The 13113-nt window shown below is 70.3% G+C and carries 12 protein-coding genes; 5 read left to right on the top strand and 7 right to left on the bottom strand.

Translation table 11 applies throughout. The annotated features are described in order from the left end of the window. Positions 1-10 precede the first annotated feature (10 nt). Positions 11-370, bottom strand: a complete 360-nt coding sequence (locus ACZ3TS_RS34225) for a VOC family protein (RefSeq protein ID WP_467625661.1) — start codon at positions 368-370, stop codon at positions 11-13. Between the two features lie 171 nt (positions 371-541). Here ACZ3TS_RS34225 and ACZ3TS_RS34220 point away from each other — a divergent pair, with 171 nt between their 5' ends. Further along, a complete protein-coding gene (locus ACZ3TS_RS34220; RefSeq protein WP_467625660.1) occupies positions 542-1042 on the top strand; it encodes a CGNR zinc finger domain-containing protein in 501 nt (166 codons plus the stop codon). Between the two features lie 118 nt (positions 1043-1160). On the opposite strand, the gene ACZ3TS_RS34215 is transcribed toward ACZ3TS_RS34220, so the two are convergent. Then, a complete protein-coding gene (locus ACZ3TS_RS34215) occupies positions 1161-2504 on the bottom strand; it encodes a UDP-glucose dehydrogenase family protein (protein ID WP_467625658.1) in 1344 nt (447 codons plus the stop codon). Positions 2505-2681: 177 nt separating this feature from the next. Between ACZ3TS_RS34215 and ACZ3TS_RS34210 the strand changes: the two genes are divergently transcribed. Continuing rightward, complete coding sequence (locus ACZ3TS_RS34210) at positions 2682-3839, top strand: acyl-CoA dehydrogenase (protein ID WP_467625657.1); 1158 nt, start codon at positions 2682-2684, stop codon at positions 3837-3839. 286 nt (positions 3840-4125) lie between these two features. After that, on the top strand, positions 4126-4644 hold the full coding sequence (locus tag ACZ3TS_RS34205) for a CbrC family protein (RefSeq protein WP_467625655.1): 519 nt from the start codon (positions 4126-4128) through the stop codon (positions 4642-4644). Positions 4645-4701: 57 nt separating this feature from the next. On the opposite strand, the gene ACZ3TS_RS34200 is transcribed toward ACZ3TS_RS34205, so the two are convergent. From ACZ3TS_RS34200 to ACZ3TS_RS34190, 3 genes are read right to left on the bottom strand one after another with little or no spacing between them, the layout of a single operon-like run. Beyond that, positions 4702-5886 carry a dipeptidase gene (locus ACZ3TS_RS34200; protein ID WP_467625654.1) on the bottom strand — a complete coding sequence of 395 codons (1185 nt, stop codon included), beginning with the start codon at positions 5884-5886 and terminating at the stop codon, positions 4702-4704. Between the two features lie 5 nt (positions 5887-5891). After that, positions 5892-6422 (bottom strand): 5-(carboxyamino)imidazole ribonucleotide mutase, encoded by a 531-nt coding sequence (gene purE, locus ACZ3TS_RS34195; protein ID WP_467625652.1) that lies wholly within the window; start codon positions 6420-6422, stop codon positions 5892-5894. Next, complete coding sequence (locus ACZ3TS_RS34190) at positions 6419-7558, bottom strand: 5-(carboxyamino)imidazole ribonucleotide synthase (RefSeq protein ID WP_467625651.1); 1140 nt, start codon at positions 7556-7558, stop codon at positions 6419-6421. The genes purE and ACZ3TS_RS34190 overlap by 4 nt, the downstream gene beginning before the upstream one ends. A 233-nt stretch (positions 7559-7791) precedes the next feature. Here ACZ3TS_RS34190 and ACZ3TS_RS34185 point away from each other — a divergent pair, with 233 nt between their 5' ends. Next, positions 7792-8334 carry a GtrA family protein gene (locus ACZ3TS_RS34185; protein WP_467625650.1) on the top strand — a complete coding sequence of 181 codons (543 nt, stop codon included), beginning with the start codon at positions 7792-7794 and terminating at the stop codon, positions 8332-8334. A 359-nt stretch (positions 8335-8693) separates the two neighbouring features. On the opposite strand, the gene ACZ3TS_RS34180 is transcribed toward ACZ3TS_RS34185, so the two are convergent. Both ACZ3TS_RS34180 and ACZ3TS_RS34175 read right to left on the bottom strand, forming a co-directional pair. Continuing rightward, a complete protein-coding gene (locus tag ACZ3TS_RS34180) occupies positions 8694-9974 on the bottom strand; it encodes an ATP-binding protein (RefSeq protein ID WP_467625648.1) in 1281 nt (426 codons plus the stop codon). A 204-nt stretch (positions 9975-10178) separates the two neighbouring features. Then, positions 10179-10856, bottom strand: a complete 678-nt coding sequence (locus tag ACZ3TS_RS34175) for a response regulator transcription factor (RefSeq protein ID WP_059130771.1) — start codon at positions 10854-10856, stop codon at positions 10179-10181. Positions 10857-11460: 604 nt separating this feature from the next. Here ACZ3TS_RS34175 and ACZ3TS_RS34170 point away from each other — a divergent pair. Beyond that, on the top strand, positions 11461-12957 hold the full coding sequence (locus tag ACZ3TS_RS34170; RefSeq protein WP_467625647.1) for an oligopeptide:H+ symporter: 1497 nt from the start codon (positions 11461-11463) through the stop codon (positions 12955-12957). The last annotated feature ends 156 nt before the right edge of the window (positions 12958-13113 follow it).

The raw sequence follows: 13113 nt of genomic DNA, 5'->3' as shown, positions 1-13113 counted from the left end.
GGCGCCTGGGTCAGCAGGCGCAGAGGCAGAACGGGTGCCCCGCGGGGTCCGCGTAAACGCGCCAGGTGCGCGAGCGGTCCTCGGCGTCCAGCGGCCGGGCGCCGAGCGCGAGGACGCCCTTCTCGGCCGTGTCCAGGTCCTCGACCACGAGGTCGAGGTGGAACTGCTGCGAGTCGTCGGGGGCCGGCCACTTCGGCGCCACGTGCCCGGGCGCGGCCTGGAACGCCAGCGCCTGGCCGTCCGGCGCCTTCAGGTCGACCCAGTCACCGTCGCCCTCCACCGTGCCGCCCAGCACCTCGGCGTAGAAACCGGCGAGGGCGCGCGGGTCGGGACAGTCCAGGACGACGACGCCCAGCTTGGCGAGTGCCATGACTTCCTCCTCGGAGTCTGCTGTGCCTGTCTGCGTTGCGACTTTCCGGTTACGCGACTGCGTTACCCATAGAGGCGAGTAACCGGTAACCGTTACCGCATGCTCCCGTATTGTGGGTAACGTCGCAAGGGGAAATCCGAGAGGTAACGTCGCGGGCATGAGGTCGCAGACATGAGTGACAGACCCCCTGCTCCCGGCGGTCTCGCCCTGGTGGAGGCCCTGGTCAACACCGTGGACCTGGAATCGGGCAGCGACCGCCTGGACACACCCGAGGGACGCGCCGAGTTCGGCGTCACGGAACGGGACCTGGCGGACGTACGTGAGCTGCGGGAGTCCCTGCGGGCCGTCTGCCTGGCGCACGCGGGCCATCCGCCGCACCGAGGGGTGACGCCCCTGGGCGAGCTGCTGGGGCGGGCGCCGCTGTATGTGGCTGTCGACGAACGGGACGGTTCGGCGTCCCTCGCCCCCGCCGACGACAAGCCCTTGCTCTCCCGCGTGGCGGCTGCCGTCGCGGAGTCGCTCACGGCGGGCACCTGGCTGCGCCTCAAGGCCTGTGAACTGCCCGAGTGCCACTGGGCGTACTACGACCGCAGCCCGGCAGGGAAGGGCCGCTGGTGCTCGATGTCGGTGTGCGGGGCGCGCGCGAAGATGCGGCGGTACCGGGCGAAGTAGGCATATGGCCCACAGGGTTGGGCACTTGCCGCTCGCGTGTGACGGCGGTGGGGCAGAATGCAACAGGACGCCGGTCCGGCCGACTGAGCCTCGGCCGGACCGGCGTCCCCCGTCCCCGTCAGGCGGTGGGGCGGCCCATCGCCCGGTACGTCCACCCCGCCCGGCGCCACAGCTCCGGGTCGAGCGAGTTGCGGCCGTCGAGGACGACACGGGAGGCGACCGTCCCGCCCAGCGCGGCCGGGTCCAGCTCACGGAACTCGCGCCACTCCGTGAGGTGCAGCACGACGTCGGCGCCGCGGACCGCCGCGAGGGCGGTGTCGGCGTACCCGAGGGTCGGGAAGATCCGCCGGGCGTTCTCCATGCCCTTGGGGTCGTAGACCGTGACCTGGCCTCCCTGGAGGTGGATCTGCCCGGCGACGTTCAGCGCGGGCGAGTCGCGCACGTCGTCGGAGTCGGGCTTGAACGTCGCTCCGAGCACCGCGACCCGCTTGCCGAGGAACGAGCCGCCGCCCAGCGCCTCGCGCGCCATCTCCACCATCTGGCCGCGGCGGCGCATGTTGATGGAGTCGATCTCGCGCAGGAAGGTCAGTGCCTGGTCGGCGCCCAGCTCACCGGCGCGCGCCATGAAGGCGCGGATGTCCTTCGGCAGACAGCCTCCGCCGAAGCCGATCCCGGCCCGCAGGAACTTCTTGCCGATCCGGTCGTCGTACCCGATGGCCTCGGCCAACTTCGCCACGTCGCCGCCCGCGGCCTCGCAGACCTCCGCCATCGCGTTGATGAAGGAGATCTTGGTGGCGAGGAAGGAGTTCGCGGAGGTCTTGACCAGCTCGGCGGTCGGGAAGTCGGTGACGACGAAGGGCGTCCCCTCGGCGACCGGGGTCGCGTACACCTCGCGCAGCAGCTTCTCGGCCCGATCGCTGCGCACGCCCACCACGATCCGGTCCGGGTGCAGCGTGTCCTCGACGGCGAAGCCCTCGCGCAGGAACTCGGGGTTCCAGGCCAGCTCGGCGTCCCCGCCGGCGGGCGCGTGCTCGGCGAGGTAGGCGGCCAGGCGGTCGGCGGAGCCCACGGGCACGGTCGACTTGCCGACGACGAGGGCCGCCGCCTTCAGATGCGGGGCGAGGGAGGCGATCGCGGCGTCGACGTACGACATGTCGCAGGCGTACTCACCGTGCTTCTGCGGAGTGTTCACACAGACGAAGTGGATGTCGCCGAACTCGGCCACCTCGGCCCAGTCCAGGGTGAAGCGCAGCCGCCCGGTGGAGCCGTCGATGCCCGCGACGTGCTTGCGCAGCAGCTCCTCGAGACCGGGCTCGTACATCGGGACCTCGCCCCGCTGGAGCATCTCGATCTTCTCGGGCACGACGTCGAGCCCCAGTACCTCAAACCCGAGTTCGGCCATGGCCGCGGCGTGCGTCGCGCCGAGATAGCCGGTGCCGATCACGGTGATCTTGAGGCTCATGGGTGCTCCAGGGAGGACGGCGGTGGATCGGTGCCCGAGCATAGCCGGGGCCCTTGGCGGGCACGTTTCCCGCTGTCGCCAAGCTCACGTATCACTCGTGTGGGCGTACCCCTAAAATTTGGGTTACTTAACGGTAATTAGCGTCGGCATAGCAGCGTCTTTGGAGCGTGAGAGACCTTGGCCGGATCGGCTGAATTCGACCTGTACCGCCCGTCCGAGGAGCACGACATGCTCCGCGACGCCATCCGTTCGCTGGCCGAGGCGAAGATAGCGCCGTACGCCGCCGCGGTCGACGAGGAGGCCCGCTTCCCGCAGGAGGCGCTGGAGGCACTCGTGGCAGGCGACCTGCACGCGGTGCACGTGCCCGAGGAGTACGGCGGCGCGGGCGCGGACGCGCTCGCCACGGTCATCGTGATCGAGGAGGTGGCACGCGTCTGCGTGTCCTCCTCCCTCATCCCGGCCGTGAACAAGCTGGGCTCCCTGCCGGTCATCCTCTCCGGCTCCGAGGACCTGAAGAAGAAGTACCTGGCGCCGCTCGCCAAGGGCGACGCGATGTTCTCGTACTGCCTGTCCGAGCCCGAGGCGGGCTCCGACGCGGCGGGCATGAAGACGAAGGCGGTCCGCGACGGCGACCACTGGGTCCTCAACGGCGTGAAGCGCTGGATCACCAACGCGGGCGTCTCCGAGTACTACACCGTCATGGCGGTGACCGACCCGGCCAAGCGCTCCAAGGGCATATCGGCCTTCGTCGTCGAGAAGTCCGACCCGGGCGTCTCCTTCGGCGCCCCGGAGAAGAAGCTCGGCATCAAGGGCTCCCCCACCCGCGAGGTCTACTTCGACAACGTCCGCATCCCCGCCGACCGCATGATCGGCGAGGAGGGCACCGGCTTCGCGACGGCGATGAAGACCCTCGACCACACCCGCATCACCATCGCCGCCCAGGCCCTCGGCGTCGCCCAGGGTGCGTTCGACTACGCCAAGAACTACGTACGGGAACGCAAGCAGTTCGGCAAGCCGATCGGCGACTTCCAGGGCATCCAGTTCATGCTCGCCGACATGGCGATGAAGATCGAGGCGGCCCGCCAGCTGACGTACGCCGCCGCGGCCAAGTCGGAGCGGGGCGACGGCGACCTGACCTTCCAGGGCGCCGCCGCGAAGTGCTTCGCCTCGGACGTGGCGATGGAGGTCACCACGGACGCCGTCCAGCTGCTGGGCGGGTACGGCTACACCCGCGACTACCCGGTCGAGCGCATGATGCGCGACGCGAAGATCACCCAGATTTATGAGGGCACGAACCAAGTTCAGCGGATCGTCATGGCAAGGAACCTTCCGTAGCAGGGTCTTCTGCGGGTCAGTCAGCCCCCGGCGTCATGCCGGGGGCTGTCGTCGTGGGGTCGTCCGCGCCGGGTGTCGGCATGTCCGCGATGGCTGTCCGGTGCGAGCGACAGGCCGCCGGTCGTGGACGACGCGCTGTCGGCGATGATCGAGCCGCTTCGTCGACCAGGTCCAGGCATCGTGGATGGCGCGAAACTGCCGTAGCGCGCGGCCTGTTGCGGCAACGCGCGGGAGTTTCCGGGCACCCTGCGGGGTGCCCCTCCCCCTCATACGGCAGGGTAGGGACATGAGCGATCCGGCGACGACGGCTGAGCTGCCGTCCTTCCCGTACCACCCCGACCCCCTCGCCACCGGTTCCGTGGTCGCCGGGACCACGGAGTGCCTGTGCTGCGGGCTACGGCGCGGGTACGTGTACGTGGGGCCCGTCTACGCGGTGGCGGACATCCGCGCCGAGCTGTGCCCCTGGTGCATCGCGGACGGCAGCGCGGCCGAGCGCTTCGAGGCGCAGTTCACCGAGGTGACGGGCGAGGCGCCCAGGTCGGTGATCCGCACCGTCGAGCAGCGCACGCCGGGCTTCTCCGGCTGGCAGCAGGAGCGCTGGCTGACACACTGCGGTGACGCGGCAGCGTATCTGGGCCGTGCGGGCACCAAGGAGCTTGCCGAGTACCCGGAGGCCGCGGAGAGCCTCCGCGAGACCCTGGGCGACACGTTCTTCGCGTCGCTGGACGCGGACGGCCAGCCCACCGCGTATCTGTTCCGCTGCCGCGCCTGCGCCAAGCACCTGGCGTACGCGGACTTCACCTGACGGTCCGGGCAGGGGGCGCGGGCCGCGGCCCGCGCCCCCTGTTGTCAGCGGCTGCTGTCAGCGGTCCAGCTCTTCCAGCGTCGCGTTCGACGGGCCCCGCTTGCCCTGGAGGTCACGGGCCACGTCCTCGGCCGCACCCAGCACCCGTACCGCGTTCTGCCAGGTCAGCTTGGCCAGGTCGGACTTGGACCAGCTGCGGTCCAGAAGCTCCGCGATCAGGTTCGGATAGCCCGAGACGTCGTTCAGGCCGTCCGGGGTGAAGGCCGTTCCGTCGTAGTCGCCGCCGATGCCGAGGTGGTCGACGCCCGCCGCCTCGCGCATGTGGTCCAGGTGGTCGGCGACCGTCGCGACCGTGGCGACCGGGCGCGGGTGCCGCTCCTCGAAGGCCCGGTGGACCTTCATCGCCTGGGGGGTCGTGTCGAGGTGGTGGAAGCCGTGCGCGCGCATGTTCTCGTCCGCCGCGGCCGTCCAGTCGACCGCCGCCTGGAGCACGAACTTCGGCACGAACGTCACCATGGCCACGCCGCCGTTGGCGGGCAGCCGTTCGAGGACTTCGTCGGGGATGTTGCGCGGATGGTCGCACACGGCACGGGCGGAGGAATGGGAGAAGATCACCGGGGCGGCCGTGGTGTCCAGCGCGTCCCGCATCGTCGTTGCCGCCACGTGCGAGAGGTCGACCAGCATGCCGAGGCGGTTCATCTCGCGCACGACCTCACGGCCGAAGTTGGAGAGTCCGCCGACCGCCGGCTGGTCGGTCGCCGAGTCCGCCCACGCGACGTTGTCGTTGTGGGTGAGGGTCATGTACCGCACGCCCAGCTCGTACAGGCCCCGCAGCGTGCCGAGGGAGTTCGCGATCGAGTGGCCGCCCTCCGCGCCCATCAGGGACGCTATGCGGCCGTCCGTGCGCACCGCCGCCATGTCGGCGGCGGTCAGTGCCCGCCGCAGATCCGCCGGGTAGCGGTCGGTCAACTGCCGCACGCAGTCGATCTGTTCGAGCGTCGCGGGCACCGGGTCGGGCAGATCGCTGCGCACATAGACCGACCAGAACTGGGCGCCGACCCCGCCCTCGCGCAGCCGCGGCAGGTCGGTGTGCAGGTGCGCGTTCTGGTGGGCGGCGATGTCGCGGGCGTCCAGGTCGTAGCCGACCTGCTCGCGCAACGCCCAGGGCAGGTCGTTGTGCCCGTCGACGACCGGGAACTCGCGCAGCAGCTCCCGGGCTGCCTCCAGGGACGGCGAGGTCATGGGCGTCACTTCCCCGAGCCGAAGCCGAAGCCCGCGGCCGCTCCCTCGACTTTGGAGCGCAGACGTTTGCCCTTCTCGGTGGCCTGGTCGTTGAGGTCCTGCTGGAACTCCCGGATCTTCCCGAGGAGTTCCTCGTCGTGCGCCGCGAGGATGCGGGCCGCGAGCAGACCGGCGTTGCGGGCACCGCCCACCGAGACGGTCGCCACCGGAACACCGGCCGGCATCTGCACGATCGACAGCAGCGAGTCCATGCCGTCCAGGTACTTCAGCGGGACCGGGACGCCGATGACGGGCAGCGGCGTGACGGAGGCGAGCATGCCGGGCAGGTGCGCAGCACCTCCGGCCCCGGCGATGATCACCTTCAGACCACGGTCCGCGGCGTGTTCGCCGTACGTGATCATCTCGCGCGGCATGCGGTGCGCGGAGACGACGTCGACCTCGTACGCGATCTCGAACTCGTCGAGGGCCTTGGCGGCGGCTTCCATGACGGGCCAGTCGGAGTCCGACCCCATGACGATGCCAACAACTGGGCTCATTCGGTGATGGTGCCTCTCAGGTAGCCGGCAGCGTGACGGGCGCGCTCCAGCACGTCGTCGAGGTCGTCGCCGTAGGTGTTGACGTGGCCCACCTTACGGCCGGGCTTCACGTCCTTGCCGTACATGTGGATCTTGAGCTGGGGGTCGCGGGCCATGCAGTGCAGGTACGCGGAGTACATGTCGGGGTAGTCGCCGCCCAGCACGTTGACCATGACGGTCCACTTGGCGCGTGGACGCGGGTCGCCGAGCGGGAGGTCGAGGACGGCCCGGACGTGGTTGGCGAACTGCGACGTGATCGCGCCGTCCTGGGTCCAGTGGCCCGAGTTGTGCGGGCGCATCGCGAGCTCGTTGACGAGGATGCGGCCGTCGCGGGTCTGGAACAGCTCGACGGCGAGGTGGCCGACGACGCCCAGTTCCTTGGCGATGGTCAGAGCCAGCTCCTCGGCCTTCAGAGCCAGCTCCTCGTCGAGCTCGGGGGCGGGCGCGATCACGGTGTCACAGACCCCGTTGACCTGCTGGGACTCGACGACCGGGTACGCCACGGCCTGGCCGTGCGGCGAGCGTACGACATTGGCGGCCAGCTCCCGGACGAAGTCGACCTTCTCCTCGGCGAGGACGGGAACGCCGGCGCGGAACGGCTCGGCGGCCTCCTCGGCCGACCGTACGACCCACACGCCCTTGCCGTCGTAGCCACCGCGGACGGTCTTGAGGACGACGGGGAAGCCGTCCCCTTCCGCGGCGAACGCGGCCACGTCCGCGGGGTCGCCGACGATCCTGTGCCGTGGGCACGGCACCCCGATCGCGTCGAGTTTCGCGCGCATCACACCCTTGTCCTGGGCGTGCACGAGCGCGTCCGGGCCGGGGCGCACGGGGATGCCGTCCGCCTCCAGGGCCCGCAGGTGCTCGGTGGGCACATGTTCGTGATCGAACGTGATCACGTCACAGCCCTGCGCGAAGGCACGCAGCGTGTCCAGGTCGCGGTAGTCGCCGATGACGACATCACCGACGACCTGCGCCGCGGAGTCCTGGGGGGTGTCACTGAGGAGCTTGAACCTGATGCCGAGCGGGATGCCCGCCTCGTGTGTCATACGAGCGAGCTGACCCCCGCCGACCATGCCGACTACCGGGAACGTCACGCACCCAGGGTATCGGCCGCGCCACCGCGGCCGGATTCCGTCCCTGCGCGGCGGCTCAGGAGGCTCTCGGTGAGGCTCCCGTGAGAGCTTTCTTTCCGTCCTCATGAAACTGGACCACAGGCAGCGCTCACGGCCGCTGGTTAGCATGGCGGAGTGACGGAACCGTTCGGCGCGACCTGCCGACCGGCCATGCGACGGACCGACACGACCCACTCGACGGGGGAGGCGACACAATGCGCAGTGGTTCAACAGGCCTGAGGGACAAGCCCCGCGGCACGGTGCGCCGGCAGTTCGACCAGCTGATGCGCGAGATCGCCAAGTTCGGCGCGGTCGGCGGGGCGGGGTTGCTGGTCAACCTTCTCGTGTTCAACCTGGTGCGGCACGTCACCGGTCTCCAGGTGGTCCGGGCCAGCATCGTCGCCACCATCGTCGCGATCGTCTTCAACTACATCGGGTTCCGCTACTTCACCTACCGGGACCGCGACAAGAGCGGCCGCACCCGCGAGATGACGCTGTTCCTGCTGTTCAGCGCGGCGGGCCTGGTGATCGAGAACGGCGTGCTGTACGTGGCGACGTACGGGTTCGGCTGGGACAGCCCGCTGCAGAGCAACGTCTTCAAGTTCCTCGGCATCGGCCTGGGCACGCTGTTCCGCTTCTGGTCGTACCGCTCGTGGGTGTTCAGGGCGCTGCCGACCGGGGAGGCCGTGGCGGGCGCGGAGTCGATCCTCGAGGCGGTGGAGCGGCAGCGCGGCAGAGACCAGCGCGTCAACCGCTGAGCCGCCGCATCACCCTGCGCACACCTGCACGAAACGGCGTCCGCCGCACCTGACGGCGACCTCCGGTCCACACCCACCTGACAGCTCCGGCCCACGCCCTGCTCCGGCTCCTCGCCCAGCCGGGCCAGACACCCTCGGAGCCGGCTCCGCCCTCCCTCACCGCCCGCGACGGCCGGCAGCCCGCTCCAGCGGCCGTCGGCTCCGGACCGCCACCCGGCCTTGCCCAGGAGGCCAGGAGGCCTTCGCGACGGCTCCGCCCCGCCTGACCGTCCGGTTCACCGCCGGCGCCGTCCCGGCGGGACCGTCGTACCCAGCAGTCTCCTCAGACGCCACCCGCCGTCTCGCCCGGCAGACCCGCCTTAGCGGACCGTCGGCTCCGACTCGTCGTCCTGTGTGGTGGGCAGCTTCAGGGGTGTGCGGGACAGGAACAGGCCGAAGACCGGGGGCTCGGCCTGGAGCATCTCCAGGCGGCCGCCGTCGGCCTCCGCGAGGTCGCGGGCGACCGCCAGGCCGATGCCCGTGGAGTTACGGCCGCTGATCGTGCGCTCGAAGATGCGGGAGCCCAGCTCGGGCGGCACGCCAGGGCCCTCGTCGGTGACCTCCACGACCGCCTGGTTGCCGGTGACGCGGGTGCGCAGGGCGACCGTGCCGCCGCCGTGCATGAGGGAGTTCTCGATCAGGGCGGCCAGCACCTGGGCGACCGCGCCTGGGGTGCCCACGGCTCGCAGGTGCCGCTTGCCGGAACTGACGATCGCACGGCCCGCACTGCGGTAGGCGGGGCGCCACTCGGCGAGCTGCTGCTGAATGACCTCGTCGAGGTCGAAGGAGACGGCAGATCCGGTGCGCGGGTCGCGGGCGTTCGTCAGCAGCCGCTCCACGACGTCCGTGAGCCGCTCCACCTGCGTCAGCGCGACGTTCGCCTCCTCCTTCACCGTGTCCGGGTCGTCGGTGAGGGTGATCTCCTCCAGGCGCATGGAGAGCGCGGTGAGAGGCGTACGCAGCTGGTGCGACGCGTCGGCGGCGAGGCGCCGCTCGGCCGTGAGCATGCGCGCGATCCGCTCGGCGGAGGAGTCGAGGACATCGGCGACCCGGTCCAGCTCGGGTACGCCGTACCGCTTGTGGCGCGGCCGCGGGTCGCCGGAGCCCAGGCGCTCCGCGGTCTCGGCCAGATCGGTGAGCGGCGAGGCGAGACGGTTGGCCTGGCGCACGGCGAGCAGGACCGCGGCGATGATCGCCAGCAGTGCCACCAGGGCGATGATCAGCAGCGTACGGCCGACTTCCCGGGTGACCGCGGAGCGGGGCTCCTCGACCCGGACCACCTCGCCCTCCTCTCCCTTGGCCGTGGAGTGGATGACGTCGCCCGGGGGCTTGTGGCCGATCCGGATGGGAGCCTGGCCGGGTATGTCGATCACCGCGTACTTGTCGCCGGTGACCTGGTCCTTGAAGATCGCGGAGTTGACCCTCTCGTCGCCGAGGAGCCGGCTGTCCACGATGCTGGCGAGCCGCAGCGCCTCCGAGTCGACGCGCTCCTGGGCGCTGTTGCTGATGGTCCTGGTCTCGACGATCACGAGGGAGACGCCGAAGACGGCGATCACCACGAGGACGACGGCGAGGGTGGACTGGATGAGACGACGACGCACGGGGCCCTCCGGGCGATGGCATTACGACGACCAGTGTGCCTCCGGGCGCATCGGCGCCGGAGTGCGCGCCCCGTGCGACGCGGGGACCTGCGCGACCAGCGGCCCTCGCCCTGCAGTCGCGCACCTCCACGAACCGGCACGACGTGACGCGCGTAGTCGCCCACGCGCACCACGACTGTCCCGGCGACGCCCCGGCGACAGCGCCTAGCTCTTCTCGAAGCGGAAGCCCACTCCCCGTACCGTCGCGATGTACCGCGGGTTCGCCGCGTCGTCACCCAGCTTCTTACGGAGCCAGGAGATGTGCATGTCCAGGGTCTTCGTGGACGACCACCACGTCGTGTCCCAGACCTCACGCATCAGCTGGTCGCGCGTGACGACCCGGCCCGCATCCCGGACGAGGACCCGCAGCAGGTCGAACTCCTTGGCCGTGAGCTGCAGTTCCTCGTCGCCCATCCAGGCCCGGTGCGACTCGACGTCGATGCGCACCCCGTGCGTGGCGGGCGGCTGTGCGGGCTCGGTGGAGCCGCGCCGCAGCAGCGCCCGGACCCGGGCGAGCAGTTCGGCGAGCCGGAAGGGCTTGGTGACGTAGTCGTCGGCGCCCGCGTCCAGGCCGACGACGGTGTCCACCTCGTCGGCACGTGCGGTCAGGATGAGAATCGGGACGGTGTGGCCCTCGGCGCGCAGTCGGCGGGCCACCTCCAGGCCGTCCATGCCGGGCAGCCCGAGGTCCAGCACGACCAGGTCGACGCCGCCCTGCATTCCGGCGTCGAGCGCGGTGGGTCCGTCTTCGCGCACTTCGACCTCGTAACCCTCCCGGCGCAGGGCACGGGCCAGCGGCTCCGAGATGGACGCGTCGTCCTCGGCGAGCAGTACACGGGTCATGGGGGTGATGGTAGTCCGCCGACGACAAGAGCAAAGCTGTGATCCCGGGTGTGATCGGCATATGGGAGTTCTTACTTTGGGCTGCCATGATCCGTCGGCGCCGCCCGCGGTCACGGAGAGGAGTCGGCCCCTCTGCCTCAGAGGTGCCATCCCTGCGGCGGACCTTCGAATGGGTGTCCGGTGTTCCTGGATCACCTGTGATCCGTGCCTCAAGCCCTTCCTTATCCGGCACTGTCATGACGTAGAGTGACCTGAACGCCTGTAGCACCACCGGGGACCTTTGGCGGGCGCGTGACGCCGAAGGTCTCTTTTGCGTGCGGGCTGGTCCCCACCAGCCTTGAAAGGAACGACCTGTGGCCGGGCCTCGGCGCATCAACGCGCGTAGAGGCGTGGATCCCGGTGGTCGCCGTCCGCCGCTCCGTGCCCCGGAGCGGACACCTCGTGGGCGTGGGGTGGACGACCGATCCCGCCGGTGCCGGCCGCCCCCACCGGGCGTGCGACTCCCTGAGGCTTCGGCTTCTCCCCCGCTCACGGCTTCGCTCGAGCGGGGGACCGCCATGAGCAGGGGACCCCACGCGCACGCCCCGACCAGCAAGGAACGACCATGGCGTCCAGCCTGACGAAGGACTCGGTCCGCCCGGGCACCCCCGGTTCCGAGAAGACCTTCTTCGGCCACCCCCGCGGACTGGCCACTCTCTTCATGACCGAGATGTGGGAGCGGTTCTCCTACTACGGTATGAAGGCCCTTCTCCCGCTGTACCTGGTGGCACCGGGGGGCCTGCACCTGAACGCGGCCACCGCGACCGCGATCTACTCGGTGTACGTGTCCCTCGTGTACCTGCTCGCACTGCCGGGCGGCTGGTTCGCCGACCGTGTCCTCGGACCGCGCAAGACGGTCGCCGTGGCGGGCTTTGTCATCATGCTGGGCCACCTCACGCTGGCCCTGCCGTCCTCCGGCACCTTCTACGCCGGTCTCGGCCTCGTCGCGATCGGCTCGGGTCTGCTGAAGGCCAACATCTCGACGATGGTCGGCCACCTCTATGACGGCCCGGACGACGCGCGCCGCGACGGTGGTTTCACGCTTTTCTACATCGGCATCAACCTGGGTGCCTTCGCCGCGCCGCTGGTCATCGGCACCGTCGGCGAGAACGTCAACTGGCACCTCGGCTTCGCGCTCGCCGCGGCCGGCATGGCGCTCGGCCTCGGCCAGTACCTGCTCGGCGGCCGTCACCTGAGCGAGCGCTCGAGCGAGGTCCCGACGGCGCTGAGCGCCGCGGAGAAGGCCTCGACGCTGCGCAAGGCCGCGCTGTGGGCGGCCGTCGCGGTCGTCTTCTACGCGATCGTCGGCTTCTCCGGTGTCTACACGCTGAACTGGCTGCTGGTCCCGATCACCCTCGCCGGACTGATCATCCCGATCATGGTCATCGCCCGTATCAAGCGGGACAGGGAACTGGACCGCGCCGAGCAGTCCCGGATGACCGCGTACATCTGGTTCTTCGTGGCCGCGGCCGTGTTCTGGATGATCTACGACCAGGGTGGCTCGACCCTGTCGATCTTCGCCGACTCGTCGGCCAAGAACACGATCTTCGGCTGGGACTTCCCGGTCTCCTGGTACCAGTCCGTCAACCCGGTCATGATCATGGCGTTGGCCCCGGTCTTCGCCTGGGTGTGGCTGGCGCTGAACCGGCGCGGCAAGGAGCCGAGCACCGCGGTGAAGTTCGCCTCCGGTCTGGTCCTGATCGGTGCGTCCTTCTTCCTGTTCCTCGCCCCACTGGGGATCGCCGACGGCGGTCACAAGGCTGCGGCGATGTGGCTGGTCGCGATCTACTTCGTGCAGACCGTCGGTGAGCTGACGCTCTCCCCGGTCGGCCTCTCCGTCACCACGAAGATGGCCCCGGCGAAGTACGCCTCCCAGATGATGGGTGTCTGGTTCCTGGCCGTCACCGCCGGTGACGCCACGACCGGTCTGCTGTCCATCGCGGGCGTCGACCTGAACAAGACGGGCATCGTCGCCCTGGAGGCCGCGATCGCCGTGGTCGCGGGTGTCGCGGTGTGGATGTACCGCAAGAAGGTCAAGGAGCTCATGGGCGACGTGCACTGACGTCGGTCGCGGGCTCCCGGAGGGGGGCCCCCCCCCCCCCGGGGGGGGGGGGGGCCCCCCCCCGCGGGGGGGGGCGCCGGGGGGGGCCGCCGGGGGGGGGAGGACTACCCCCCCCCCCTCGTGGGGGGGGGTGGAGGGGCCGCTCAGGGAGGACGG

The sequence above is a fragment of the Streptomyces sp. NPDC022910 genome, from assembly GCF_055561075.1.
Note: the sequence above shows the minus strand (reverse complement) of the source record. Positions and strands in the feature narration are given on the sequence as shown.

Excerpts from the sequence above, each read along its gene's own strand:
- ACZ3TS_RS34225 (WP_467625661.1), bottom strand. The coding sequence starts at position 370 with ATGGCACTCGCCAAGCTGGGCGTCGTCGTCCTGGACTGTCCCGACCCG.
- ACZ3TS_RS34220 (WP_467625660.1), top strand. The coding sequence starts at position 542 with ATGAGTGACAGACCCCCTGCTCCCGGCGGTCTCGCCCTGGTGGAGGCC.
- ACZ3TS_RS34215 (WP_467625658.1), bottom strand. The coding sequence starts at position 2,504 with ATGAGCCTCAAGATCACCGTGATCGGCACCGGCTATCTCGGCGCGACG.
- ACZ3TS_RS34205 (WP_467625655.1), top strand. The coding sequence starts at position 4,126 with ATGAGCGATCCGGCGACGACGGCTGAGCTGCCGTCCTTCCCGTACCAC.
- ACZ3TS_RS34200 (WP_467625654.1), bottom strand. The coding sequence starts at position 5,886 with ATGACCTCGCCGTCCCTGGAGGCAGCCCGGGAGCTGCTGCGCGAGTTC.
- purE (WP_467625652.1), bottom strand. The coding sequence starts at position 6,422 with ATGAGCCCAGTTGTTGGCATCGTCATGGGGTCGGACTCCGACTGGCCC.
- ACZ3TS_RS34185 (WP_467625650.1), top strand. The coding sequence starts at position 7,792 with ATGCGCAGTGGTTCAACAGGCCTGAGGGACAAGCCCCGCGGCACGGTG.
- ACZ3TS_RS34175 (WP_059130771.1), bottom strand. The coding sequence starts at position 10,856 with ATGACCCGTGTACTGCTCGCCGAGGACGACGCGTCCATCTCGGAGCCG.
- ACZ3TS_RS34170 (WP_467625647.1), top strand. The coding sequence starts at position 11,461 with ATGGCGTCCAGCCTGACGAAGGACTCGGTCCGCCCGGGCACCCCCGGT.